Genomic DNA, 24,834 nt, shown 5'->3' with positions numbered 1-24,834 from the left:
ATAGGGCGGGGGTCGCCCAATGAGAGGGTTGAAAGTTATGGCGCGCTGGAATTATTCGTATAGAGCGGTAAATGGTAATTTGAAGGCTAATGTCGCCAAAGGTGTGGTCGGCAAGAGCGTCATTCCGGCCTTGGTCGTCCTGCTGGCCGCGTGCTCGGGCGCCGAGCCACGTGTGCCGGACGCCGGCGCTCGGAGCGCGACGGCGGGAAGCGGCAGTCCGGCGGCGGCGAGCGCGCCCGCCTGCGCCGTCACCGGCAAGCTCATCCCCTCGTGCGGCGCGTGGTGGGGCATCGCCCCGGAGATCTTCACGGGCGCCCGCCTGGAGGAGGCGCTGCACAGCGCCGAGTCGCGCATGGGAGCGACGGCCGACCTGGTGCACGTCTACCACCGGGGCAAGGAGTTGTTCCCGACCGAGCAGGAGATCCGGCTCGCCCGGGACCCGGCCAGGCCCCGCCTGCTGCTGATCAACTGGAAGCCGTCGCTCGGTCACACCTGGGCCGAGATCGCCGAGGGCGCCATCGACGCCAGGATCGACCGCCTGGCCCACCATCTCCGGCGGACCTTCCCCGAGGAGTTCTTCCTCACCATCCATCACGAGCCGGAGAACGACGTGGACACGGCGGCGGCGTCCGGCATGGGGGCCGACGACTACGCGGCCATGTTCCGGCACGTCGTGCTCCGGCTGCGCGACCGGGGCGTGAAGAACGCGGTGACCGTGATGACCTACATGGGCGCGCCCAACTGGGCCTCCAAGCCCTGGTTCGAGGAGCTCTACCCGGGCGACGACGTGGTCGACTGGGTGGCGATGGACCCCTACGCCGACAGTCGGGTGCACGACTTCGGCAGCCTGGTCAACAAGACCCGCGAGGACTTCGACGAGTGGCCCGGGTTCTATCGCTGGATGCAGTGGCGCTTTCCCGGCAAACCGGTCATGGTCGCGGAGTGGGGGGTGTTCGAGCGGGCGGACGACCCGGCGTTCAAGCGCGCGTTCTTCGAGTCCGTACGCAGCCAGGTCCGTCGCTATCCGCAGATCAAGGCGCTGGTCTACTTCGACTCGCCGAGCGCGCCGAGGGGCGACACCCGCTTCGACACCGACCCCACGGCGGACCGGGCGTTCACCGAGCTCGCGCGAGATCAGCACTTTCGAGCGACGCGCGTGCCCCGGCCCTGACCCGCAGGCGCCAGCCGACGACCATGGCCAGCGCGGTCACCGCCACCACGGCCAGGGTGACCAGGTCGGCCACGCCGAGCAGCTTGAGCGCCGAGGCCAGCAGCACGACGGCGAGCATCGCCCTGATGAGACCGCCGGGAGCCCGGGAGGAGACACGGGCGCCCAGATAGACGCCGGGGATCGAGCCGATCAGCAGTGAGAGCGTGAGATCGAACCGGAAGTCGCCGAACAGCAGGTGCCCCACCGCCGCCGAGACCACCAGCGGCACGGCCTGGACCAGGTCGGTGCCGACGAGCTGGTTGGCCTTGAGCGCCGGATAGAGGGCGATCAGGGCCACGATGATCAGAGAACCCGAGCCCACGGAGGACACGCCCACCACCAGACCGCCTACCGTACCGACCAGTAGGGTCGGGATTGGGCGTACGACGATCTCCCGTGCTTCCGCCGAGCCGCCCCTGTCGCCCAGCCACGCCTTGATCCCCAGGCCCGCGACGGCCAGCAGCAGCGCGACGCCGAGCGCGTACTTCACCCCGTCGCCGACCGCGAACGCGCGCGCCAGGAACACCCCGCAGAACGCCGCCGGGACCGACCCCACGCAGAGCCAGCCGACCAGGCGCATGTTCACGGTGCCCCGGCGCAGGTGGACCATGCCGCCCACCGGCTTCATCACCGCCGAGGCCACCAGGTCGCTGGAGACGGCGGCCAGCGGCGGCACGTTGAAGAACAGCATCATCATCGGCGTCATCAGCGCGCCGCCGCCCATGCCGGTGAGCCCGACGACGATGGCCACCAGGAACGAGCCGAGGATCAGGGGGAGATCGATCACCGGATCCACCGTCCGTTGCGCAGGGTGCCCAGCACCTGTTCGACCGCCGCCTCGACGGAGATGTGCGTGGTGTCGACGACCAGGTCGGCGTCGTCCGGCTCCTCGTAGGGATCGGAGATGCCGGTGAACTCGGGGATGAGGCCCGCGCGGGCCTTGGTGTACAGGCCCTTGCGGTCGCGGCGCTCGCACTCCTCCAGCGGGGTGGCGACGTGCACGAGCAGGAAGTCGGCGCCGACCGACTCGACCATCTCGCGCACCTCCTCGCGGGTGGCGGCGTAAGGGGCGATGGGGGCGCAGATGGCCAGGCCCCCGTGGCGGGCGGCCTCGGCGGCGACGAAGCCGATGCGGCGGATGTTGAGGTCGCGGTCGGCCTTGGAGAACGTCAGGCCCTTGGAGAGCAGGTGGCGCACCACGTCGCCGTCGAGGTAGGTGACCGTGCGGGTGCCGAGCTCCAGCAGGGTGTCACGCAGGCCGCGGGCGATCGTGGACTTGCCCGATCCGGACAGGCCGGTGAAGAACACCACCAGGCCGCGGCGGTGCGGCGGGCCGGGGATCTTCACCGGCTCGGGCCCGGCCAGGTGCTCGGTGGCGCCGTAGGAGAAGGCGATGTGCTCGCGCAGCTCCAGGTCGATCTCCGGCTCCTCGCGCGGCGCCAGCGGCACCGGGACGACGATCGTGGTCTCGGGCAGCTGGTCCCGGGCCTTCAGCGCGGCCCTGACCACGGCCGGGCCGGCCTCGCCGTACGACAGCGGGAGCAGCAGGATCACCGCGTCGAGCTCCTTGGCGGTGGCGAGGATCTCGCTGAGGTCGTCGAGCGGGCCCCGCATGGTGACCGCGAGGGCCGGACGCCCGCCGAGCTCCACGCGGACCTCGTCAGGGGTGCGGCGCAGCCGGGCGAACGGGCCGTGCTCGGCCGCGCCCAGCCCGCGCACCGGCCCGGCGGCCGGGCCGTCCGCCGGGTGCTCGGTCACGGTGAGCACGGCGAGCGGGACGCCCTCGGGGTCGAGCAGCGTGACCTCGTCGCCGGGAGCGACGTCGCCGGGCAGGTGGATGGTGATGGGGGCCGGCCATGGAGTGCCGTCGGCGAGTGTGCCGCGCTCGTGCACCAGATGGACGTCGTCGTGGCCGAGGAACCCGGTCAACGGCTGGAACGCCCCGGAGAGCAGCAGCTCCAGGTCGGCCAGCTCACGCGCGTCGGGGGTCCACTCCACGTCATTCATCCCAACTATTCCGATTACATTGGTAGGAAACAATCCTAGCCACTGTGACCGGCGTGTCGCTAGATGAGCCGGGCGAAGTGGTATTGCGGTTTTCTGATGACCATGGTGATCTCATCGTGCGTGGCAGGGTAGCGCCCCCGGCTCAGCTTGGCAGCCAGGCTCACGGCCGCGCTGCCCACCCGGCCCATGGCGGGCCCGCTCGTCGCCGTCTCCTCGTCCATGACCAGCAGGCCACGGGTCAGGCAGAAGGCGTGCATGCCGTCGGCCGAGGTCAGCGGCTCGTAGACGGCGGGCAGCGGCCCCGGGGTCCCCGCCGCCACCAGGCGCCGCCAGACCAGCCGGCGCGCCCACGACGGGATCATCCTGTCCAGGGCCCCGTAGGCGGAGTCGCGGTCGCGCATCCGCAGCAGCACCAGGCCTCCGGGCCGCAGCGACTGCAGGAGCCGGTCCAGCACCAGCTCCGCGTGCTCGATCCGCTCCAGCAGGAAGGACAGCTGGATCACGTCGAACGACCTGGGCGGCAGCGGCGCGGAGCGCAGGTCGCCCAGCGCCCAGGTGACCAGGTCGGCCCGCTCCTCCACCACTCTCCTGATCGCCGGCCGATCCTCATCGACCCCCGACGCCCGCGTCTCGATCCGCTCCACGGTCAGTGGCTCGTCGTGCGCACACCCGGCGACCAGCACATCCAGCCGCCGGCCGAGCTGCCCCGCCCACTGCTCCCGGATGCGCTGATCGAACAGATCGCCCCTCGGGACTACCGATCGCACCTCAGACATGTGACCCACAGTAATCAATAAATGGCCGAGAGTGATGCACATCTCCCTGGTAGCGTCCGGAACCGTGATGCGGGTGTACGTGGGGAACGCGGTCATGGACGGGGCCGGCGACGACGGATGGCTGCTGGGCCACTTCAAACCCGGCGGCGACGTCCGGCACAGCGACGACGTCGAGATCAAATGGGGTACGCACGCGGCGGGCGAGGAGCGGGCGCGCTGGGTGAGCGGTGAACGGCGCACCGCGCTGCTGGTGCTGATCAGCGGCCGGTTCCGGGTCGAGTTGCCCGGCCGCAGCGTGCTGCTGGCCGAGCGCGGCGACTACGTGGTGTGGGGCGAGGGGGTCGACCACTCCTGGCGGGCGGAGGAGGAGTCGGTCGTCATGACGGTGCGCTGGCCCAGCGTGGCGGGCTACAAGGTGCCGTAGGGGGCGCGGGGGCATGGCGGCGGGCAAGTAGGCTGGTACGCAACACCCCCGCGCTGGCTTGGCCGGGGGTCGTCGTGTTGCCATCTGGGGCCTATCTGATGAGTCTTTCCGGACTGCTCGACCTTCTCACCGCTGATCCGAAGCTGACCGCAGCCCTGGAGCAGGGCGGCGACGTCTCCCTGGTCGCGCCCGCCTCCTTGAGGCCGTTCGGCGTGGCCGCGCTGGCCGGACACGACCAGCGGACCGTGCTGGCCGTCACCGCGACGGGCCGGGAGGCCGAAGACCTGGCCGCCGCGTTGACGAGCCTCATCGAGCCGAGTTCGGTGGCCGTCTTCCCGGCTTGGGAGACGCTGCCGCACGAGCGGCTCTCGCCCCGTTCCGACACGGTGGGGCAGCGGCTGGCCGTGCTGCGGCGGCTCGCGCACCCGGTCAAGGGTGACACCGCCGCCGGCCCGCTCAACGTGATCGTCACGCCGGTCAGGGCCCTGCTGCAGCCGATCGTGCGGGGGCTGGGCGACCTGGAGCCGATGCGGCTCAAGGCCGGCGACGACGCCGATCTGGACGAGGTGGTCGCCAACCTCGTCGGCAACGGCTACCACCGGGTCGACATGGTGGAGAAGCGCGGCGAGGTCGCGGTGCGCGGCGGGCTGCTCGACGTGTTCCCGCCGACCGAGGAGCACCCGCTGCGGCTGGAGTTCTGGGGCGACACGGTCGAGGAGATCCGCTGGTTCAAGGTGGCCGACCAGCGCTCGCTGGAGGCGGCGGAGGACGGCCTGTTCGCGCCGCCCTGCCGTGAGCTGCTGCTGACCGAGGAGGTCCAGGGCCGGGCCCGCGAGCTGGCCGAGCGCCACCCCGCGCTGGCCGAGGTGCTCGACCGGCTCGCCGAGGGCATCCCGGTCGAGGGCATGGAGGCGTTCGCGCCGGTCCTGTGCGGTGAGATGGACCTGCTGATCGACCACCTGCCCGCGAGGGCGGCCGTGTTCGTCTGCGACCCCGAGCGGATCAGGGGCCGGGCCGAGGAGCTGGTGCGCACCTCGCAGGAGTTCCTGGAGGCGTCCTGGATCACCGCCGCGGCCGGCGGCGAGGCGCCGATCGACCTGGGCGCGGCCGCGTTCCGGACGCTGGAGGAGATCCGCGACCACGCGGACTCGCTGGGGCAGCCGTGGTGGTCGATGGCCCCGTTCGGCAGCGGGATCGAGCTGGCCGCGCACGACTCCGAGGCTTACCGGGGAGACACCCGGAAGGCGCTCGACGACATCAAGGGCTGGCTCGCCGAGGACAAGGCGGTCGTGCTGCTCAGCGAGGGACACGGCCCGGCCGAGCGGATGGTCGAGCTGCTCAAGGGCGTCGACGTTCCCGCACGTCTAGAGAAATATCTGGACAAGGCGCCCGAGCCGAAGGTCGTGCACGTCACCACCGGGCTCATCGAGCACGGCTTCATCACCCCCGGCCTGGCCGTGCTCACCCACCTCGACCTGGTCGGCCAGAAGGCGTCCACCAAGGACATGCGCCGCCTGCCGTCGCGCCGCCGCAACATGGTCGACCCGCTGCAGCTCAAGGTCGGCGACAACGTCGTGCACGAGCAGCACGGCGTCGGCCGCTACATCGAGATGGTGCAGCGCACCGTCCAGGGCGCCACCCGCGAGTACCTCGTCATCGAGTACGCCAAGGGCGACCGGCTGTACGTGCCCACCGACCAGCTCGACGAGGTCACCCGTTACGTCGGCGGCGAGGCGCCCACGCTCAACCGGATGGGCGGCGGCGACTGGGCCAAGGCCAAGTCGCGGGCGAAGAAGGCGGTCAAGGAGATCGCCGGCGAGCTCATCCGCCTCTACTCCGCGCGCATGGCCTCACCCGGCCACGCCTTCGCCCCCGACTCGCCGTGGCAGCGCGAGATGGAGGACGCCTTCCCCTACGCCGAGACGGGCGACCAGCTGGAGGCCATCGACGAGGTCAAGCGCGACATGGAGCGCGGCGTCCCGATGGACCGGCTGATCTGCGGCGACGTCGGCTACGGCAAGACCGAGATCGCGGTACGGGCCGCGTTCAAGGCCGTGCAGGACGGCAAGCAGGTGGCCGTGCTGGTGCCGACCACGCTGCTGGTGCAGCAGCACCTGTCCACCTTCGCCGAGCGGTTCTCCAGCTTCCCCGTCTCGGTCCACCCGGTGTCGCGTTTCCAGACCGACGGCGAGATCAAGGGCACCCTCGAAGGGCTCCGCACCGGCGCCGTGGACCTGGTGATCGGCACCCACCGGCTGCTCAGCCCCGAGGTCAGGTTCAAGGACCTGGGTCTGATCATCATCGACGAGGAGCAGCGCTTCGGCGTCGAGCACAAAGAGGCCATGAAGCACCTGCGCACCCAGGTCGACGTGCTGGCCATGTCCGCCACGCCGATCCCGCGCACGCTGGAGATGGGGCTCACCGGCATCCGTGAGATGTCGACGATCCTCACCCCGCCGGAGGAACGCCACCCCATCCTCACCTTCGTCGGGCCGTACGACGAGAAGCAGATCGCGGCCGCCATCAGGCGCGAGCTGATGCGCGACGGCCAGACCTTCTTCGTGCACAACCGGGTGGCCTCGATCAACCGGGTCGCCGCCCGGCTGCGGGAGCTCGTCCCGGAGGCCCGGGTGGCGGTCGCGCACGGGCAGATGAACGAGCACCAGCTTGAAAAGATCATGGTCGGGTTCTGGGAGCGCGACTACGACCTGCTGGTCTGCACCACGATCGTGGAGTCGGGCCTCGACGTGCCCAACGCCAACACGCTGATCGTCGACCGGGCCGACAGCTACGGCCTGTCGCAGCTCCACCAGATCAGAGGCCGGGTCGGGCGGGGCAGGGAGCGGGGCTACGCCTACTTCCTCTACCCGCCGGAGAAGCCGCTCACCGAGACCGCGCACGAGCGGCTGGCCACGATCGCCCAGCACACCGAGATGGGCGCGGGCATGTACGTCGCGATGAAGGACCTGGAGATCCGCGGCGCCGGCAACGTGCTGGGCGCCGAGCAGTCGGGCTTCATCGCGGGCGTCGGCTTCGACCTGTACGTACGGCTCATGTCCGAGGCGGTCCAGGAGCAGAAGGCCAAGCTGTCGGGCGAGCCCGTGCAGGCGGAGCAGCACGACGTCAAGGTCGAGCTGCCGATCAACGCGCACATCCCGCACGACTACGTGACATCCGAGCGGCTGCGGCTGGAGGCGTACAAACGCATCGCCGCGATCTCCACCGACGGCCACATCGGCGAGGTCCGCGACGAGCTGACCGACCGGTACGGCAAGCCGCCCGTCGAGGTGGAGAATCTGCTGGAGGTCGCCCGGTTCCGGATCATGGCCAGGCGGGCCGGATTGACGGACGTCACCCTGCAGGGACAGAACATCAAGTTCGGTCCCGCGAGCCTGCGGGAGTCGCAGCAGGTCCGGCTGGACCGGCTCTACAAGAAGGCCATCTACAAGCAGGCGGCGCAGACGCTGCTGGTGCCGGTGCCCAAGACCAAGCCCCTGGGCGGCCGGCCTCTGCGGGACCTGGAGTTGCTCAAATGGTGCGGTGATCTGGTTGAGGCGATGTTCCTCGAGCCCGCACGGGTAAGCTAGCGGCGGTTTTTGGCGGAAAGGGAAGCATGTGAAGTCGATTCGAGTGGCTCTGGCCGCTACAGCGGCGGGGGCCGGCCTCTTCGCGCTGACGGCCTGCGGGACGACGGTCGAGGCCGGTGCCGCGGCGGTCGTCGGGGACCAGCGGATCTCCTCCCAGGATCTCAAGCGCAACGTTCAGGAGTTCGAGGCCGCACTGAGGAAGGCCCGGATCGACCCGGGCCAGCTCGGCGTGCCGATCTCCCAGTTCGTCCTGTTCCGGATGACGAACCAGCTCCGCTACCAGCAGATCGCCGACAAGCACGGCGTCACGGTCAGCGAGACGGAGATCGACCAGGCGCTGAAGCAGCCGGGCCAGCAGCAGACGCCCGAGATGAACCTGCTGACCAAGGGCGTCTCGCCGGCCAACCCGCGCGCCTACCTGCGTGCCGAGCTCGGCGCCGCCAAGGTGATCGAGAAGTGGGGCGGTACCCAGAGCCAGGACGCCGCGGCGAAGTGGAACGAGGAGTACAACGCGGTCAAGCCCGTCTTCAGCCCCCGCTACGGCTCCTTCACGCCGGATCAGGGCTTCGTCGACCCGGGCCGGTTCGGCACGCCCGCGCAGCCGCCGCAGCAGCAACAGCAACAGCAACAGCAGCAGCAGTAGGGCCGGGTATGCCGCTCGTCGTCGTCACCACCTCGCCGCGCATCGCGCCGGGCCTGCTGAGCCACCAGGCCTGGCAGGCGTTGCGGTCCGGCCAGGTGCTGACCGGCTCACCGGCCCACCCGCAGCTGCCCTACCTGGCGGAGGCGGGCGTCGAGGTCGCCGTCGTGACCCCGGACGCGGCGGAGCTGGCCGGGCGGGCGGTGCGCGAGACCGTGGTCTGGCTCGCCGACGGCGACGACGAGGACTTCATGCGCGCGCTCGGCCACGCCGCGGTCGCGCTGGAGGAGCCGCCGCTGATCGAGGTGGTGCCCGGCTCCTACGACCTGCCGGGCGCCCGGGTGCTGGACCTGGTCGCGGTCATGGACCGGCTGCGCACCGAATGCCCCTGGGACCGCAAGCAGACGCACGAGTCGCTCGTGCCGTACCTGCTCGAAGAGGCCTACGAGGTGCTGGAGACCATCGAGGGCGGCGACTATCCGGCGCTCCGCGAGGAGCTCGGTGACCTGCTGCTCCAGGTGGTGTTCCACGCCCGGGTGGCCGACGGCTTCGACATGGACGACGTGGCCGCCGGGATCGTCGAGAAGCTGGTGCGCCGCCACCCCCACGTGTTCGGCTCGGTGCGGGCGGAGACGGCCGACGAGGTGAGCGACAACTGGGAGACGATCAAGGCGGCCGAGCGGGCGTCCAAGGGCAGCCGGTCGCTGCTCGACGGCGTGCCGATGGGACAGCCGGCGCTGTCACTGGCCGCTCAGCTCGTACGACGCGCCGAACGGGCGGGCGTGCCCGCCGGGCTCGCGTCAGCGGTCGGACAGGGGATCGCCCGAGAGCTGTTCGACCTGGTCCGCCGCGCCCAGGAGGCGGGGCTGGACGCCGAGGCGGAGCTGCGCGCGGCCGCCCGCTCCTACCGCGATCGGGTACACGCCTGGGAGTCCCGGCAGCCTCCTCAGTAGCGCCACGCATCCCGAAATGCCAGGATTTACCCGTTACGGGGGAGGTCTCTGATGTCTCGGTTACGCCAGCTGCAGCATGGCGAGCTGCGCGAGGTCGCGGGCTACCGCCTCCTGCGTGGCCTGGGAGACGGCGGGCAGGGATCGGTCTACCTCGGCGAGGACCACGGCGGCCGGCAGGTCGCGATCAAGATCCTGCACGCCAGGCTGCTCGGCGACCGGCGGGCGACGCGCAGGTTCCTCCAGGAATGCGAGCTGGCCGAGAAGGTCGCCGCCTTCTGCACGGCCAGGGTGATCGGCTCCGGCCTCGTGGCCGGCCGCCCGTACATCGTGAGCGAGTACGTCCCCGGGCCCTCGCTGCAGGAGTCGGTGGTCAGGGAAGGCGCCAGGACGGGCGGCGCGCTGGAACGGCTGGCCGTCGGCACCGCCGCCGCGCTGAACGCCATCCACCGCGCGGGCATCGTGCACCGCGACTTCAAGCCGGCCAACATCCTGCTGGGCCCCGACGGGCCGAGGGTGATCGACTTCGGCATCGCCAAGGCCATGGAGGCGGGCACCACCGCCAGCAGCGTGGTGGGCACCCCCGGCTACATGTCGCCCGAGCAGATCGCCGGTGAGCCGGCCAGCGCGGCCTCCGACATGTTCAGCTGGGCCTCCACCGTGGCGTACGCGGCCACGGGCCGGGCCCTGTTCGCGGGCGAGTCGATTCCGGCGGTCATGCACCGCATCCTGACCGAGGAGCCGGACCTGCCGGACGTGGCCGAGCCGCTCCGCTCGTTGCTGGCCGGCTGCCTGGACAAGCGGCCCGCCGCCCGGCCGACGGCCTCCGACGTCCTGCACGCGCTCATGGAGGGCGACGAGGGCCTGCGCCGGTACGGTGGCGGGTCCACCGGCGCGGCGAGCCGGCGTCCCGGCAGGGCGGTCACCGGAACCCGCCGGACGGCGACGGGCGGCCGAGCCGAGGCCCGGCCGATGAGAGCGCGCCCGTCCGTACGGCGACGGCCCGCGACCGGCGACGTGCCCGAGTCCCCGCGACGTCGGCCGGTGACGGGTGACGTGCCCGAGTCCCCGCGACGTCGGCCCGTGACCGGCGACGTGCCTGGGTCCGTGTGGGCGCAGGTCGAGCACGACGGCCGGCACAGCGGGGAGCTGCGCCGGGGCGTCGCCAGGCCCGCTTCCCCGGTGCGCCGGAGGCGGGCCAAGGCGGCGGGGGCCGTGGCCGTCACGCTGGTCGGCGGCATCACGCTGGGCCTGCTGTGGCGCGGTTCGGACAGTCCGCCCGCCGGCACCTCCGTGACGAGCGAGCCCGCCGCGGCCGAGCAACTCGGCAGGCCCTTCGGGCTCGGCAAGCTCGTCGACGCGCTGGCGGTCGGCGTGCTGGACGGCAGGACCGTGGTGGCCGCCGCCGCTCCGCAGGCGCGTAACGTCCAGCTCTGGGACCCCGCCACGGGCGAGCGGCTGGCCGTCTCCCCGTCGTCGGACGCCGCCTCGGGCGTCACAGCGCTTCAGTTCGTCCAGGTCGACGGGGTGCCCTCGGTCGCCTGGTCCAGCAAGGACGGATTCGTTTCGCACTGGGCGCCCGGCTCTCCGGTCGTGACGGCCAAGGTGTGCGGCAGCGACGCCGTGATGGCCGCCGTGCCGCGCAAGGAGGATCCGGTCGTCGCCGTCGGCTGCCCCAACGGCCGCCTCCAGGGCTGGGACCTGCGTACCGGAAAGAAGACCGGTCCGTTCCACGCCTCGAAGGAGCCTGTTTCCCAGCTCGCCTGGACTGGGGAGGACGGCCTGGTGGCCTTCGGCTCTCGGTGGAACGGGCTGCGGCTGGCCAACCTGTGGGGCGGCGCTCAAGGCATGTCGCCCCAGGTGGCAGGCGAGGCGGCGGGCGAGGTGCTGGGCGAGGGGGCAGGCGGGGAGACGGGCGAGGTGCTGGCGATCGCCGCCGCACCGGGGCAGCCGGTGGCCGTCGGCGTCCGTGGCCGGGGCGCCGACCTCCACGACCACCGCACCGGCCGGCGCAGGTGCGCCGTCGCCGCGCCGGACGGCGCGGAGCTGACCAGGCTGGCCATCACCGGGGCGGGCGGCCGTGGCCTGCTGTACGGGAGTGGCGGCGCCGTGCTGCACGTGTGGGACACCGGCTCCTGCGCGCGGCTGGCCTCCGTGCCCGTGCCGGACCAGGTCACCGCCCTGGCCGTGGGGGAGATCGGCGGCCGTCAGGCGGTGGTGGCGGCCACCGGGGGCATGATGCGCGCGTGGACCGTGCGGGGCGGACGGTGAGCGTACCGATAGGCTCTGAACGCATATTGCCTTTCGAATTAGGAGCGCATCCCGTGGCTACCATCGAGGTCGTTTACGCTCGCGAGATCCTCGACTCCCGGGGCAACCCCACGGTTGAGGTCGAGGTGATTCTCGACGACGGCAGCACCGGCCGTGCGGCGGTGCCCAGTGGCGCGTCCACCGGCCAGTTCGAGGCCGTCGAACTGCGTGACGGCGACGCACGCTACGGCGGCAAGGGCGTGCAGAAGGCCGTGCTGGCCGTCACCGACGAGATCTTCGACGAGGTGCACGGCGTCGAGGCCGAGGACCAGCGCATCGTCGACCAGATCATGATCGACCTGGACCGGACGCCCAACAAGGCCAAGCTCGGCGCCAACGCCATCCTGGGCGTCTCGCTGGCCGTGGCCAAGGCCGCCGCCGACAGCGCCGACCTGCCGCTCTTCCGTTACGTCGGCGGTCCCAACGCCCACGTGCTGCCCGTGCCGATGATGAACATCCTCAACGGCGGCGCGCACGCCGACACCAACGTCGACATCCAGGAGTTCATGATCGCGCCGATCGGGGCGGAGACGTTCCGCGAGGCCGTGCGCATGGGCACCGAGGTCTACCACGCGCTCAAGGGCGTGCTGAAGGAGAAGGGCTACGCCACCGGCCTGGGCGACGAGGGCGGCTTCGCCCCCAACCTGCCCTCCAACCGCGACGCGCTCGACCTGATCCTGGTCGCCATCGAGCGGGCCGGCTACACCCCCGGCACCGACATCGGCCTGGCGTTGGACGTGGCCGCCTCCGAGTTCCACAAGGACGGCGTCTACACCATCGACGGCAAGGGCCTGTCGGCCCAGGAGCTCATCGCCTTCTACGCCGACCTCGTCGACAACTACCCGCTGGTCTCCATCGAGGACCCGCTGGACGAGAACGACTGGGAGGGCTGGCACGCGATCACCGAGGCGCTGGGCAGCAAGGTCCAGCTCGTCGGCGACGACCTGTTCGTGACCAACCCGGAGCGGCTGGCGCGCGGCATCAAGGAGGGCACCGCCAACTCCCTGCTGGTCAAGGTCAACCAGATCGGCACGCTGTCGGAGACGCTCGACGCGGTCGCCCTGGCCCACCGCAGCGGCTACACCTGCATGATGAGCCACCGCTCCGGCGAGACCGAGGACACGACGATCGCCGACCTGGCCGTCGCCGTCAACTGCGGTCAGATCAAGACCGGCGCCCCGGCCCGGTCCGACCGGGTGGCGAAGTACAACCAGCTGCTGCGCATCGAGGAAATCCTCGACGACGCCGCACGCTACGCGGGTCGCGGGGCTTTCCCGCGTTTCCAGCGCTAGTTTCGGGTACGGCTCGCGGCGGGGCGACATGCCCGGCCGCGAGCCGCGCCGGAGCCGTACGACGGATTGGGGGTGCTCAGCATGGCGAAGAGACCGCAGCTGACCGGCAGGGCCGCCATCCTCGCGATCGTGGTGTGCGCGATCGCGATGAGTCTCGCCTACCCCGTGCGCGAGTACATCGCCCAGCGCCGCAACATCGCCGAGCTCCGCGAGGAGAAGGCCAGGGTCCAGGCGGAGCGGCAGAAGCTGGTCGCCGAGAGCGAGCAGATCCGCGATCCCAACTGGATCAAGCGCACGGCCAAGGAGCGGCTCCACTACTGCGGGCCGGGCGAGAAGTGCTACGTGGTGATGGACGCCGCGCCGGGCAAGGATCAGACGGCCGTGAAGCAGGCCGCCGCGCTCCCGCCGTGGTATCAGACGCTGTGGGAGTCGGTCGAGGCGGCTGACACCGGCAAGGGACGCAGAGCGGGAGCAGGGGAGAAGGCAGGCGTTGGAGAGCAGTGACGTGGAGGCGGTCCAGCGGCAGCTCGGGCGGCCGCCGAGAGGGCTGCGCGGTGTGGCGCACCGCTGTCCGTGCGGCAATCCGGACGTGGTGGAGACCGCGCCTCGGCTGGCGGACGGCTCGCCCTTCCCGACCCTCTACTACCTGACCTGTCCCAAGGCGGCCTCCGCGATCGGCACCCTGGAGGGCTCGGGGCTGATGCGGGAGATGCAGGCCAGGCTGGCCACCGATGCCGAGCTGGCGGCGGCCTACGACGCCGCGCACCACGACTACGTCGCCAGGCGCGACAAGATCGCCGAGGAAGAGGGCCTGGAGCCGCTCCCGCGTGACATGCAGAGCACCGGCGGCATGCCGAAGCGGGTCAAGTGCCTGCACGCGCTCGTCGCGCACGAGCTGGCGGTGCCGGGCGCCAATCCGTTCGGCAGGGAGGCGCTGGACGCCCTCCCGGACTGGTGGAGTGACGGACCATGCGCGTAGCGGCCATCGACTGCGGCACCAACTCGGTGCGCCTGCTCGTCGCCGACGTCGACGACGACACGCTGACCGAGGTCGAGCGGCGGATGGAGATCGTCCGGCTGGGCCAGGGGGTCGACGAGACCGGCCGGCTGGCGCCTGAGGCGCTGGCGCGGACGTTCGGCGCGATGCGCGGCTACCGCAAGCTGATCGACCAGCACGGCGTGACGGCCACCCGGGTGGTCGCCACGAGCGCCACCCGCGACGCGGCCAACCGGCAGGAGTTCGCCGACGGGGTGCGGGAGATCTTCGGGGTCGAGCCGGAGGTGGTCTCGGGGGCGGAGGAGGCCGAGCTGTCGTTCACCGGCGCGACCAGGGGGCTGGTGCGGTTGTCGCCGGAGACGGAGGTGCCGCAGGGGCCGCTGCCTCCTTACCTCGTGGTGGACATCGGTGGTGGCTCGACCGAGTTCGTGGTCGGCTCCGCGCACGCCGAGGCGGCCGTCTCGGTCGACATCGGGTGTGTCCGGCTGACCGAGCGGCATCTGCGCGCGGCCGGGGATCCGCCTTCGGCGGTGGCGCTGGAGGCCGTGGTGGCCGACATCGAGGCGGCGCTCGACCGGGTGGAGGCGGAGGTTCCGGTACGGCGGGCGCGCACGCTGGTGGGGCTGGCCGGTTCGGTGACGACGGTCGCGGGCATCGCGCTCGACCTTCCCGCGTACGATCCGGAGCGCATCCATCACTCTCGGATATCCGCCGGGCAGGTGCATGAGGTGACGCGCAGGCTGCTGTCGATGACCCATGGTGAGCGCGCGGCCGTTCCGGTGATGCATCCCGGACGAATTGACGTGATCGGAGTCGGTTCCCTGATTCTGGACCGTCTTGTGCGGCGCTTCGGGTTTCCGCAGGTCGTCGTCAGCGAGCACGACATTCTTGATGGAATTGCCTGGTCCATAACTTAACGTTGCGACCAGATTGGGACATATCCCCATTGGGTGTCCTGTTGAGTGCGCAATCCTTTTTGTGCTTTAGTGATCGCGTGCATTGCGGGGGCTTTGCCATATTGTCGGACACGGATGCTGTCGACGTGGCAACCGTTCCCGGGTGCGTCCTCCCCTCACGGAATGGAGCACTCCTGTCATGAAGTCCTCTGCGTTAGCGCGGAAGGCGGCGGCGTTCGGCGCCTCCACCGCCATGATGGCCGGTCTGGTGGCCGGGCTGGCGGCCAGTCCCGCCCAGGCGGCCACCTCCGGCTCGGCGGCCACGGCCGCCACCGCCAAGGCCAAGGTGTCGGTCTCGAAGCCCAAGGTGTCGACCGGCGACTACCAGGGCTCCTGCCCGGTCGACGTGAAGTTCTCGTCGACGGTCAAGGTCAAGCCCGGCAAGAAGCGGACCACGCTCGCTTACCGCTGGCTCCACGCCGACGGGTCCAAGAGCAAGGTCAAGACCGTCACCGTCAAGGGCACCCGTACCAAGTCCATCACGGTGAGCGAGAAGGCCACCTTCAACGGCGACCTCAAGGGCTGGCAGGCCCTGCAGGTGCTGAGCCCGCGCAAGGTGACCTCCAAGAAGAGCTACTTCTCGGTGTCCTGTCTCAAGCTGGACGCCAAGAAGCCCGAGGCGCGGGTCTCGGCCCGGGCCTGGGCGAGCCCGTCTCGCTACGTGGGCGCCTGCACGCCCGGCACCAAGATCGACATTGTCGGCAAGATCAGGGTCGACCGTCCGTCGTGGGTCCGCTATCGCTGGGTCGTCAACGGCGATGTCGTGGACTACGGCAAGGTCAGGGTGTGGGACTCCCGCACCGTCAGCGTCGGCGTCTCGCCCCGCCACAGCCAGCACGGCTCGGCGGTCCTCGAGGTGCTCAGCCCCGACCGCACCACCTCCAACCGGGCCCACTACAAGGTCTGGTGCAAGGACTACACCCCGCGTCCCGTCCCGTCCGTGAAGGTCTTCGCCACTGGGATGTCGGCCTCGACGGACAAGGACTGCAAGGTCAGCGCGAGCGCTTCGATCCGCTCCACTGGCTCCGCCCGCGTCCAGTGGACCTGGTCGCTGAACGGCCGGACCGTCTCCAGCGGTCAGGGCTACTTCCACGGCCGCGACTCCAAGAGCGTCTCACTGCCTGCCCAGGCGCTGAGTGGCTCGGCGAAGGACGGTGGCAGAATCGTGCTGTCGGTCCAGGGCCCGAACAACAGCGACTCGACCGGGGCGGTCTACGCCGCGTGCGCCAAGCCGGAGCCGGCCGTCACGGCGACTCCGGTTCCCACGGTGAAGCCGACCGTCACGGCGACCCCGGTCCCGTCGGCGAGCCCGGTTCCTTCCGAGGTTTCCAGCAAGTAGCCGAGACGGGGCTGATCGACGGCCAGGTCGGCGTCGGTCCGCCTCGGTGAGGTGAGCGGTTTCTCGACCGGGTGGCGCCCTCATGCGCCGCCCGGTCTTCCGCGTCCGGCCTTCGCCCGGGAGGGCACCCGTGGCTCATGAGCGGGACTGCGGTTCACGGGTGGGCTCGGTGGTCGGGCACCATCGGTGTCATGAGTTTCGTACCGCCCGGCACCGGCTGGCCCGACGATCCGGCGACCGCCGACACCCCGGTCGCGCACGACCCCGCCGACGTGCGCGGGCTCGCGGCCACGAGTGACACCCTCGCGGAGCTCACCGCCAGGCAGTCGGTCTGCCGGGCCTGCCCGCGCCTGGTGACCTGGCGCGAGGACGTGGCGGTGGCCAAGCGGCGGGCGTTCGCCGGGGAGACCTACTGGGGGCGGCCCGTCGCCGGGTGGGGCGACGAGCGTCCCCGCGTTCTGATCGTGGGGCTGGCCCCGGCCGCGCACGGCGGCAACAGGACCGGCCGGATCTTCACCGGCGACCGCAGCGGTGACTGGCTGTTCGCCTCGCTGTACCGCACCGGTCTGGCCACGCAGGAGACCAGCACGCACGCCGGCGACGGTCAGCGTCTGATCGGCGCCCGGATGCTGGCGTCGGTGCGCTGCGCGCCGCCCGCGAACAAGCCGCTCCCGCAGGAGAAGGCGGCCTGCCTGCCGTGGATGGCGCGGGAGATCGCGCTGGTCGCGCCGACCGTCCGGGTGATCGTGGCGCTGGGCGGCTACGCCTGGCAGGCGATGTGGCCGGCGCTCAAGGACGCCGGTTACGTCCTGCCGCGTAGCCGGCCGCCGTTCGGGCACGGGGTAGAGGTCCCGGTGCGGCACGGTGACGCGGGTGACGCGGTGGTCACGCTGCTGAGCTGCTATCACCCCAGCCAGCAGAACACCTTCACCGGCAGGGTCACCGCCGCGATGCTTGACGACGTCTTCACCAGAGCGGGGGAGTTGGCAGTGTGACGCGTCGCACCATCCGGGAATTGGCCTTTTGCGCGACGGAGACGTACGCTGCTTGTGAAAGCTTTCACAAAGTCTTTCCACGAGGGATGGGGCCTCAGGATGAGTAAGCACGTTCTGATCGTCGGCGGCGGTTACGTCGGCCTCTACACAGCACTGCGCCTGCAGCGGAAGCTCGCCAGCGAGCTGCGCGGCGGCGAGGTGCGGATCACGATCATCGATCCCCAGTCCTACATGACCTACCAGCCGTTCCTGCCGGAGGCCGCCGCGGGCAACCTCTCGCCCCGGCACCTGGTCGCGCCGCTGCGGCGGATCCTGCCCAAGGTGCGGATTCTGAACGGCCGGGTCACCAAGGTGAACCACTCGGGGCACACCGTCACCTTCCAGCCCGCCGAGGGCGCGCCGCGTGACGTCTCCTACGACGTGATCGTCATGGCGGCCGGCTCGATCTCGCGCACCCTGCCGATCCCCGGTCTCACCGACATCGGCATCGGCTTCAAGACCGTCGGCGAGGCCATCGCGCTGCGCAACCGCGTGCTGCACCTGCTGGACGTGGCCGAGTCGACCGACGACCCGGAGCTGCGCCGCAGGGCGCTGACCTTCGTCGTGGTCGGCGCGGGCTTCGCCGGGGTGGAGGCGCTGGCCGAGCTGGAGGACATGGCCAAGCACTCCACGCGCTACTACCGCAACCTCACGCCGGCCGACATCCGCTGGGTGCTGGTCGAGGCCACCGACCGGGTGCTGCCCGAGGTCGGGCCGGAAATGGGCAAGTGGACGCTGGAGCAGCTGCGCGAGCGCGGCATCGACGTGAAGCTGGAGACCCGGCTGGAGTCCTGCGAGGGCGGCCACGTGGTGCTCTCCGACGGCTCGGAGTTCGAGGCCGAGACGCTGGTGTGGACCGCGGGCGTCAAGCCCAGCCCGGTCGTCGCCGAAAGCGACCTGCCGCTCGACGAGCGCGGCCGGCTCAAGGCCACGACCAAGCTCACCCTCGCGGGCACCCGGGACGCCTTCGCCGCCGGTGACGCGGCCGGGGTGCCCGACGTGACCAACCCGGGCCAGTACTGCGCGCCCAACGCCCAGCACGCGGTCCGCCAGGCCAAGGTGCTGGCCGACAACATCGTCCGGTACCTGCGCGGGCAGGAATTGGTCGATTACCGGCACAAGTATGTCGGATCGGTCGCCGGTCTCGGCCTGCACCAAGGCGTCGCCAACGTCTACGGCGTCAAGCTTCGCGGATTCCCTGCGTGGTTCATGCACCGCACCTACCATCTGTCGCGGGTGCCGACGCTGAACCGCAAGGTCCGCGTCGTCGTCGACTGGACCCTGGCCCTGTTCTTCAAGCGGGAGACGATCTCGCTCGGGGAGATGGAACATCCACGCGAGGGATTCAGGGCCGCGGTCAAGACGATGCGCCGCTAGCCCTTCGCGCGCAGCGCCCCGGCGATCACTCGCGCCGGGGCGCTTTCGGCACCCACCCGAACTGATCGGAAGGGGATTCACGGGTGGGGCTATCAGCGGTGACCGTGCTAGGCGTGGACAGGCCAGGCGTGATCGCCGCGGTCACCGGTTCGCTCGCCGACTGCGGGGCCAACATCCAGGACTCGACGATGACGTTGCTCGGCGGCCATGTGGCGATGATGCTGCTGGTCTCGGGCGACCTGAGCCCTGACGAGCTGATGAAACAGCTCTCCGTGCCCGATCTGGTGGTGACGGCCTCCGCCGTGGAGGCGTACCGCTACTTCCGCGGCCAGAGCGACGGCCTCGGCTACGTGCTGACCGTCCACGGCCCCGACCGGCCCGGCATCATCTCCGGGATCAGCGCCGTGCTCGCCGCCGACGGCGGCAACATCACGGGGATGAGCACCCGGCTCACCGGCCGCCTGTACGTCCTCATCGCCGACGTCGAGCTGCCCGAGAACGTGGACGTGGCCGCGCTCATGCGCAGGCTGGCGGCCGTCGGCGCCGGGCTCGACTCCGAGATCACCTTCCGCCCGGTCGAGCCCGACCTGCTCTGAGCCCCCTGGCGGACCCTGCCGGCCGCCTCCGAAACCGTCCAGGAGATCAACGTCAGGAGATCGACGTGCCCGAACGCTCAAGCCCCCGCCCGGTGAACGGGCCGCGAGGGAAGGCGCGTCAGGTGCTCGGCGCGCCCGACCCCATCCTGTCCTCCCCGGCCGAGCAGGTGGACCCGACGGCCCCCGAGGTGGTGGCCGCGGCGGCCGACCTGCTGGCCACCCTCCGCGACGAGCCCGCCAGAACCGGCCTGGCGGCCCCCCAGATCGGGCTGAGCTGGCGTCTGATCGCCTTTGACGCCGGTCGCCACCCCAGGAGTCGGTCCTGGGCCGGAGAGCTCGTGGTGGTCAATCCTCGCCTCACGGAGGCCTCGCGCTGGGACTGCGGGCGCGAGGGGTGCACGTCCGTGGCGGGCCTCATGGGTGATGTACGCCGAGCGTCCCGTATCACGGTAGATGGGCGTTTGCCAGGAACCGGGAAGCCCGTCACCATCGAAGCCGATGCTTTCGAAGCTCGGTGCATTCAGCACCAACTGGACCATCTGGACGGCGTACTCTTCCTGGACAGAGTGTCAGGAGCCATCTCACTTCATCGCAGACTTCACACTTGTGACGCCTGATACGAAGTTGTGCTCCTCGGAAGCATGGTCCGTTTCGTATGATTGCGGCGCCCCCGTAGCCCAATGGCAGAGGCAAACCCCTTAAAAGGGTTGCGGTGCGGGTTCGAATCCCGCCGGGGGCACCGACCATCTACCATCCGAAATGCTTCCGAATTCGCTCCGTTGACCTTGGGAACTTCCCGGCGGGCGCGTTCGTTGACCACCTGCTTGGAGTCTCGAAACCACATAGATCATGAGTGCGAGTTGACCTAGGTGCCGTCCGGTCCCATAGGCTCGGCGCACAGGAGGCAGCGATGCAGAGTAGAAACCCCGTTTTCAGTAGGTCACGGCAGTCGGCGGGCTGGGGCGCCCCGGCTCCGAGCCCCGACCAGCTGCAGAACATGTACGACGCCCCTTCCTACGCTCCGCCGACCCAGCCCGCCTTCCGGGCCATGACGCTGGACGACGTCGTCGTCCGCAGCTTCATGACGCTGGGCACCCTGGTCGTGACGGCAGCCGCGGCCTGGTATCTCGACGTGTCCCCCGGAGTGGCCATCGGCGCCGCCATCGTGGCGCTGGTCCTCGGCCTGATCGTGTCGTTCACGCAGAGCAGCAACCCGGCGCTCATCCTGGGTTACGCCGCCTTCGAGGGTGTCTTCCTGGGCACCATCAGCAGCCTGTTCGAGGGACAGATCAGCGGCATCGTGATCCAGGCGGTCCTCGGCACCGCCATGGCGTTCGGCGGCGTGCTGGCCGTCTACACACTACGGATCGTCCGGGTCACCCCGAAGATGGTGAAGTACGTCATCGCGGCGGCCGTCGCGGCCCTCGGTCTGATCCTCGTCAACCTGGTGGCCGGCTTCTTCGTCCCGGGCGGGCTCGGCCTGCGCGAGGCGGGCACGCTCGGCATCGTGTTCAGCGCCGCCATGATCCTGCTCGGCTGCTTCTTCCTGCTCCTCGACTTCGACTCGATCGAGCAGGGCGTCAAGCAGGGCGCTCCGGCCAAGTTCGCCTGGCAGTGCGCCTTCGGGCTCACGCTGAGCCTGGTCTGGATCTACCTTGAGGTGCTCCGCCTGCTCAGCTACTTCTCCAGTAGCGACTGATCCCGCGTCTCGACGAGAGGGCCCCGCCACACTTGGCGGGGCCCTCTTTTCGTGCTATAGGAAATCTACCCGCATAACGAAACGATCACAGCTTGGGGTCTTGCCATTCGGCAAGCGGTGTTGCAGGGTCAAGCAAAGGACCTTAATCCGTGGAGGTGCCCATGTCCTTGAACCACTCACCGGAGACGCAGACGAAGCTCATCGCAAGGGTCCCGGCCATAACGGGACGCGAACTCCCCGAGTGGTTCCTAGCCATCGACAACGGCCCATCCTTCCTGAGGTGCGACGAGCGGGCCAACTGGCTCGCCGACGAGCACGGGCTGACCCACGGCTACGCCGCCGCGATCGTGCACGAACACGAGCGGTTCCGCCGTAACCGCATGGGCTTCATCTAGGCTCATCGCTGACCCGCGCCCGTGCCGTCCGGCACGGGCGCGCAGCCATGACCGCAGCCATGACCGCTCCCACGGCGCGCGTACCCGCGCACACGGATCCGTACGCGCGATCATAGGCTCATGGACCTAGACAAGGCGCGGGACTTCCTCGCCCGCCACCATCGCGCCATCCTGCTGACCGCGCACCCCGACGGCCGTCCCCAGATGTCGCCGGTGCTGGTGGGCGTCGACGACGAGGGCCGCATCATCGTCAGCACCAGGGAGACGGCGGCCAAGACCCACAACGCCCGCGGCAACCCCCAGGTGGCCGTCTGCGCCTTCACCGACGGCTTCTTCGGCGAGTGGATCCAGGTGGAGGGCACCGCGGAGGTCGTCTCGCTGCCGGACGCCATGGACGACCTGATCGAGTACTACCGCAGGATCTCCGGCGAGCATCCGGACTGGGACGACTACCGGGCCGCGATGGTCCGCGAGCGCCGCGTCGTCCTCCGCATCACGCCGCACCGCGCCGGCCCCGACCGCCACGGCTGAGCCGGCCGGGCGTTTTGTGCGGCCCGGCCGGTGCGCCGGTCAGCTCAGGCGCTCCAGAATCATCGCCATGCCCTGGCCACCGCCCACGCACATCGTCTCCAGGCCGATGCTCTTGTCGTGGTGGCGCAGGCTGTTGATCAGGGTCGAGGTGATGCGGGCGCCCGTCATGCCGAACGGGTGGCCGACCGCGATGGCGCCGCCGTTGACGTTCAGCCGGTCGAGGTCGATGCCGAGGTCCTGGTAGGACGGGATGACCTGGGCGGCGAACGCCTCGTTGATCTCCACCAGGTCGATGTCCTCGATCGCCATCCCGGCGCGGGACAGCGCCTGCCTGGTCGCGCCGACCGGGCCGAGGCCCATGATCTCGGGCGACAGGCCGGTGACGCCGGTCGAGACGATCCGGGCCAGCGGGGTGATGCCCAGCTCCGCGGCCTTGACGTCGCTCATGATGACCACCGCGGCGGCGCCGTCGTTGAGCGGGCAGCAGTTGCCCGCCGTCACGGTGCCGTCGGGGCGGAAGACCGGCTTGAGCGTGGACACCTTCTCGTAGGTGGTGCCGGCGCGCGGCCCGTCGTCCTTGCTGACCACGGTGCCGTCGGGCAGCGTGACCGGCGTGATGTCCTTCTGCCAGAAGCCGTCGGCCAGTGCCTTCTCGGCCAGGTTCTGCGAGCGTACGCCGAACTCGTCCTGCTCCTCGCGGCTGACGCCCTTGATCTGGGCGAGGTTCTCGGCCGTCTGGCCCATCGCGATGTAGATGTCGGGCACCGCGTCGTCCTCGCGCGGGTCGTGCCAGCTCTGGCCGCCCTGCCCGGCCGCCTTGGTCCTGCCCCGGGCCTCGTCGAAGATCGGGTTCATGGTGTCGGGCCAGCTGTCGGAGCTGCCCTTGGCCAGCCGGGACACCGTCTCCACCCCGGCCGACACGAACACGTCGCCCTCGCCCGCCTTGATCGCGTGGAACGCCATCCTGGTGGTCTGCAGCGACGAGGAGCAGTAGCGGGTGATCGTGGTGCCGGGCACGTCGTCCAGGCCCAGCATCACCGCCACCACGCGGGCCATGTTGAAGCCCTGCTCACCGCCGGGCAGGCCGCAGCCCAGCATGAGATCGTCGATCGTGTGCGGATCGAGCTGGGGCACCTTGGCCAGCGCCGCCTGGATCATCTGCACGGTCAGGTCGTCGGGGCGGATCTCCTTGAGCGATCCCTTGCCTGCCCGCCCGATGGGCGAGCGGGCGGTTGCGACGATGACTGCCTCGGGCATGGCCCCTCCTTTGTCAGCACAGGACTAGAACTATATTCCAATATCCCTTCTGTCATCACGCCCGCCCCCACTGTTTTTCGGTACGGCGACGCTAGCCGTACATGCCGGGAGCGGTGGCGGTGCGGTCGTTGGTGGCGTGCACCGCGCCCTTCTCGTCGCGCCACAGCCGCCAGCCGTGCTGGCTGCCGGTGAACCAGGACGGCGGGGTGGCGGCCTCGGCGATCCGCTTGCCGGTGGCGAGGTCGTACTCGCACAGGGCGGCGGTGGAGTAGAAGCCGGGGGCCTGGCCCTTGAGCGGGAGAGGCTTGGGATCGGTCACGCAGAAGGACCAGCCCCGCTGCTCCTCGACCGGCACCGGCTTGCCGGTGACGAGGTCGAAGGCGCTGCCCTTGTGGTCGTGCTTGAGGAAGCCGAGCTTGTCCATGCGGTTGGGGAAGGCGAGCCACCAGCCGGAGCCGGGGACGTCGGCGGCGGTGATCTGGCCGACGACGCGGCCGGTCTCGGAGTCGAGCCTAGCGAAGCCGCCGTAGGAGCCCTGCCGGTCGACAGGGCGGACGACGGGGGCGAAGCCGGGGCTGCCGCTGGGATAGACGCGCACCACGGAAGGGCGCATCCAGTTGATCGTGCCGTCGCCGATCTTGACGGAGAACAGGCCGAAGGTGGAGACGTTCTTGGTCTTCGGGTTGGTGTAGGGGGCGACGTAGCCGATGAGGTTGTCGCCGGTGGCGCCGAAGGCCCAGCCCCCGGACATGTCGATGCCGGGGCCGAGTGCCTGCTCGATGGGCTGCTGCCACTGGAGCTTGCCGGTCTTGAGGTCGTAGGACTCGATCATCGGGTTCTTGGCCAGGCGCAGCATCAGGACCCGGTCGCGGTCGGACCACTCGACCTCGGCGATGCCGGGCAGCTTCCACTTGAGGTTGCCGGTGTCGGGGTCGAGCACGACGACGCGGGCGCCCGCCGTGGCGGTGTGCTCCGACAGGCAGACGTACGGGCCGCAGCGTTGCGGGCCGAAGGTCGAGTGGATCGGCCTGGTCCACTTCTGCTTGCCGGTGCGGGCCTCCCGGGCGACGAGGGTGGCGTTCCAGCGGCCCTTCTTGGCCGGGTCGAGGGCGACGATCGTCGCTCCCTTGGCCGTCTCCACCAGGGCGGGGGCCGAGACGCCCATCCCGGGGAGGCGGCCGGCCATGGTGGCGGGGTGGGCCCAGAGCTTCTTGCCGTCGGCGAGGTCGAGCGAGACGGTCTCCAGTGCGCCGTCAGGCTTCATGGCGGTGGTGGTCACCACCCCGCCGGCCGCAGCCATCCGGCTGACGGCGTTGATCTCGGTGTTGTGCCAGGTCGGATAGGTGGCGGTGGCTGCATCGCTGTTGGAACAGCCGGCCAGGGCCAAGGTCCCGGCGAGTGCGAGAGCCGGTTTCGCGAGAGGCCGGAGCACGGGCAATTCACTCCAAACTGGGGAA

Annotated in this window: 23 protein-coding genes and 1 tRNA gene; 19 read left to right on the top strand and 5 right to left on the bottom strand. The window is 70.4% G+C overall.

Translation table 11 applies throughout. From position 1 onward, the window contains the following. Positions 1-103: 103 nt before the first annotated feature. Positions 104-1,171: a glycoside hydrolase family 26 protein gene (locus ACIBQX_RS34485; RefSeq protein WP_397012012.1), complete on the top strand. Its 1,068-nt coding sequence runs from the start codon at positions 104-106 to the stop codon at positions 1,169-1,171. Here ACIBQX_RS34485 and ACIBQX_RS34480 read toward each other — a convergent pair. Genes ACIBQX_RS34480 through ACIBQX_RS34470 form a run of 3 tightly spaced genes read right to left on the bottom strand, consistent with a single transcriptional unit; the run spans position 1,116 to position 3,993 of the window. Beyond that, entirely contained in the window at positions 1,116-1,997 is an 882-nt protein-coding gene (locus ACIBQX_RS34480) for a sulfite exporter TauE/SafE family protein (RefSeq protein WP_397012010.1), read from the bottom strand. The genes ACIBQX_RS34485 and ACIBQX_RS34480 overlap by 56 nt on opposite strands. Further along, the gene (cysC, locus tag ACIBQX_RS34475) at positions 1,994-3,217 is read right to left on the bottom strand and encodes an adenylyl-sulfate kinase (protein ID WP_397012008.1); all 1,224 of its coding nucleotides are present in this window, start codon (positions 3,215-3,217) and stop codon (positions 1,994-1,996) included. The genes ACIBQX_RS34480 and cysC overlap by 4 nt, the downstream gene beginning before the upstream one ends. 59 nt (positions 3,218-3,276) lie before the next feature. Continuing rightward, on the bottom strand, positions 3,277-3,993 hold the full coding sequence (locus ACIBQX_RS34470; protein WP_397012006.1) for a class I SAM-dependent methyltransferase: 717 nt from the start codon (positions 3,991-3,993) through the stop codon (positions 3,277-3,279). Between the two features lie 67 nt (positions 3,994-4,060). On the opposite strand from ACIBQX_RS34470, the gene ACIBQX_RS34465 reads away from it, so the two are divergent. The 18 genes from ACIBQX_RS34465 (at position 4,061) to ACIBQX_RS34380 (ending at position 22,120) form a co-directional block, all read left to right on the top strand. Continuing rightward, the gene (locus ACIBQX_RS34465) at positions 4,061-4,417 is read left to right on the top strand and encodes a signal peptidase I (RefSeq protein WP_397012233.1); all 357 of its coding nucleotides are present in this window, start codon (positions 4,061-4,063) and stop codon (positions 4,415-4,417) included. A 98-nt stretch (positions 4,418-4,515) separates the two neighbouring features. Beyond that, positions 4,516-8,004, top strand: a complete 3,489-nt coding sequence (gene mfd / locus ACIBQX_RS34460) for a transcription-repair coupling factor (protein WP_397012004.1) — start codon at positions 4,516-4,518, stop codon at positions 8,002-8,004. A 28-nt stretch (positions 8,005-8,032) separates the two neighbouring features. Next, positions 8,033-8,647 carry a SurA N-terminal domain-containing protein gene (locus ACIBQX_RS34455; protein ID WP_397012002.1) on the top strand — a complete coding sequence of 205 codons (615 nt, stop codon included), beginning with the start codon at positions 8,033-8,035 and terminating at the stop codon, positions 8,645-8,647. Positions 8,648-8,655: 8 nt separating this feature from the next. Next, on the top strand, positions 8,656-9,597 hold the full coding sequence (locus ACIBQX_RS34450) for a MazG family protein (protein WP_397012000.1): 942 nt from the start codon (positions 8,656-8,658) through the stop codon (positions 9,595-9,597). Positions 9,598-9,648: 51 nt separating this feature from the next. Continuing rightward, positions 9,649-11,865, top strand: a complete 2,217-nt coding sequence (locus ACIBQX_RS34445; RefSeq protein ID WP_397011998.1) for a WD40 repeat domain-containing serine/threonine protein kinase — start codon at positions 9,649-9,651, stop codon at positions 11,863-11,865. Between the two features lie 53 nt (positions 11,866-11,918). Beyond that, entirely contained in the window at positions 11,919-13,196 is a 1,278-nt protein-coding gene (gene eno / locus ACIBQX_RS34440) for a phosphopyruvate hydratase (protein ID WP_397011996.1), read from the top strand. A gap of 81 nt (positions 13,197-13,277) precedes the next feature. Then, entirely contained in the window at positions 13,278-13,700 is a 423-nt protein-coding gene (locus tag ACIBQX_RS34435; RefSeq protein ID WP_397011994.1) for a septum formation initiator family protein, read from the top strand. Further along, entirely contained in the window at positions 13,687-14,175 is a 489-nt protein-coding gene (locus tag ACIBQX_RS34430; RefSeq protein ID WP_397011992.1) for a DUF501 domain-containing protein, read from the top strand. The genes ACIBQX_RS34435 and ACIBQX_RS34430 overlap by 14 nt, the downstream gene beginning before the upstream one ends. After that, positions 14,166-15,110 carry an exopolyphosphatase gene (locus ACIBQX_RS34425; protein ID WP_397011990.1) on the top strand — a complete coding sequence of 315 codons (945 nt, stop codon included), beginning with the start codon at positions 14,166-14,168 and terminating at the stop codon, positions 15,108-15,110. Before ACIBQX_RS34430 ends, ACIBQX_RS34425 begins: the two co-directional genes overlap by 10 nt. A 178-nt stretch (positions 15,111-15,288) precedes the next feature. Then, positions 15,289-16,488, top strand: a complete 1,200-nt coding sequence (locus tag ACIBQX_RS34420; protein WP_397011988.1) for a hypothetical protein — start codon at positions 15,289-15,291, stop codon at positions 16,486-16,488. Between the two features lie 191 nt (positions 16,489-16,679). Next, entirely contained in the window at positions 16,680-17,483 is an 804-nt protein-coding gene (locus tag ACIBQX_RS34415) for a uracil-DNA glycosylase (RefSeq protein WP_397011986.1), read from the top strand. A gap of 99 nt (positions 17,484-17,582) precedes the next feature. Continuing rightward, positions 17,583-18,899 (top strand): NAD(P)/FAD-dependent oxidoreductase, encoded by a 1,317-nt coding sequence (locus ACIBQX_RS34410; RefSeq protein WP_397011984.1) that lies wholly within the window; start codon positions 17,583-17,585, stop codon positions 18,897-18,899. Between the two features lie 113 nt (positions 18,900-19,012). Then, complete coding sequence (locus ACIBQX_RS34405; RefSeq protein WP_397011982.1) at positions 19,013-19,495, top strand: glycine cleavage system protein R; 483 nt, start codon at positions 19,013-19,015, stop codon at positions 19,493-19,495. A gap of 65 nt (positions 19,496-19,560) precedes the next feature. Beyond that, complete coding sequence (locus ACIBQX_RS34400) at positions 19,561-20,112, top strand: peptide deformylase (RefSeq protein WP_397011980.1); 552 nt, start codon at positions 19,561-19,563, stop codon at positions 20,110-20,112. 49 nt (positions 20,113-20,161) lie between these two features. Continuing rightward, positions 20,162-20,234, top strand: a tRNA-Leu gene (locus ACIBQX_RS34395). Between the two features lie 171 nt (positions 20,235-20,405). Then, positions 20,406-21,194, top strand: a complete 789-nt coding sequence (locus tag ACIBQX_RS34390) for a Bax inhibitor-1/YccA family protein (protein ID WP_397011978.1) — start codon at positions 20,406-20,408, stop codon at positions 21,192-21,194. A gap of 161 nt (positions 21,195-21,355) precedes the next feature. Further along, complete coding sequence (locus tag ACIBQX_RS34385) at positions 21,356-21,589, top strand: DUF4287 domain-containing protein (protein WP_397011976.1); 234 nt, start codon at positions 21,356-21,358, stop codon at positions 21,587-21,589. 120 nt (positions 21,590-21,709) lie between these two features. Further along, the gene (locus ACIBQX_RS34380) at positions 21,710-22,120 is read left to right on the top strand and encodes a PPOX class F420-dependent oxidoreductase (RefSeq protein ID WP_397011974.1); all 411 of its coding nucleotides are present in this window, start codon (positions 21,710-21,712) and stop codon (positions 22,118-22,120) included. 39 nt (positions 22,121-22,159) lie between these two features. On the opposite strand, the gene ACIBQX_RS34375 is transcribed toward ACIBQX_RS34380, so the two are convergent. Further along, the gene (locus ACIBQX_RS34375) at positions 22,160-23,377 is read right to left on the bottom strand and encodes an acetyl-CoA C-acetyltransferase (RefSeq protein WP_397011972.1); all 1,218 of its coding nucleotides are present in this window, start codon (positions 23,375-23,377) and stop codon (positions 22,160-22,162) included. Positions 23,378-23,468: 91 nt separating this feature from the next. Further along, positions 23,469-24,809 carry a PQQ-binding-like beta-propeller repeat protein gene (locus ACIBQX_RS34370; protein ID WP_397011970.1) on the bottom strand — a complete coding sequence of 447 codons (1,341 nt, stop codon included), beginning with the start codon at positions 24,807-24,809 and terminating at the stop codon, positions 23,469-23,471. Positions 24,810-24,834: the final 25 nt, after the last annotated feature.

This window comes from Nonomuraea sp. NPDC049714 (genome assembly GCF_044465295.1).
GTDB lineage: Bacteria > Actinomycetota > Actinomycetes > Streptosporangiales > Streptosporangiaceae > Nonomuraea.
The sequence above is the reverse complement of the archived record's forward strand: the minus strand, read 5'-3'. Positions and strand labels throughout refer to the sequence as shown.

Coding starts and splice junctions, on each gene's coding strand:
- ACIBQX_RS34410 (WP_397011984.1), top strand. CDS start 17,583: ATGAGTAAGCACGTTCTGATCGTCGGCGGCGGTTACGTCGGCCTCTAC.
- mfd (WP_397012004.1), top strand. CDS start 4,516: ATGAGTCTTTCCGGACTGCTCGACCTTCTCACCGCTGATCCGAAGCTG.
- cysC (WP_397012008.1), bottom strand. CDS start 3,217: ATGAATGACGTGGAGTGGACCCCCGACGCGCGTGAGCTGGCCGACCTG.
- ACIBQX_RS34470 (WP_397012006.1), bottom strand. CDS start 3,993: ATGTCTGAGGTGCGATCGGTAGTCCCGAGGGGCGATCTGTTCGATCAG.
- ACIBQX_RS34445 (WP_397011998.1), top strand. CDS start 9,649: ATGTCTCGGTTACGCCAGCTGCAGCATGGCGAGCTGCGCGAGGTCGCG.
- ACIBQX_RS34415 (WP_397011986.1), top strand. CDS start 16,680: ATGAGTTTCGTACCGCCCGGCACCGGCTGGCCCGACGATCCGGCGACC.
- ACIBQX_RS34420 (WP_397011988.1), top strand. CDS start 15,289: ATGAAGTCCTCTGCGTTAGCGCGGAAGGCGGCGGCGTTCGGCGCCTCC.
- ACIBQX_RS34450 (WP_397012000.1), top strand. CDS start 8,656: ATGCCGCTCGTCGTCGTCACCACCTCGCCGCGCATCGCGCCGGGCCTG.
- ACIBQX_RS34375 (WP_397011972.1), bottom strand. CDS start 23,377: ATGCCCGAGGCAGTCATCGTCGCAACCGCCCGCTCGCCCATCGGGCGG.
- ACIBQX_RS34425 (WP_397011990.1), top strand. CDS start 14,166: ATGCGCGTAGCGGCCATCGACTGCGGCACCAACTCGGTGCGCCTGCTC.
- ACIBQX_RS34380 (WP_397011974.1), top strand. CDS start 21,710: ATGGACCTAGACAAGGCGCGGGACTTCCTCGCCCGCCACCATCGCGCC.
- ACIBQX_RS34390 (WP_397011978.1), top strand. CDS start 20,406: ATGCAGAGTAGAAACCCCGTTTTCAGTAGGTCACGGCAGTCGGCGGGC.
- ACIBQX_RS34435 (WP_397011994.1), top strand. CDS start 13,278: ATGGCGAAGAGACCGCAGCTGACCGGCAGGGCCGCCATCCTCGCGATC.
- ACIBQX_RS34385 (WP_397011976.1), top strand. CDS start 21,356: ATGTCCTTGAACCACTCACCGGAGACGCAGACGAAGCTCATCGCAAGG.
- ACIBQX_RS34465 (WP_397012233.1), top strand. CDS start 4,061: ATGCGGGTGTACGTGGGGAACGCGGTCATGGACGGGGCCGGCGACGAC.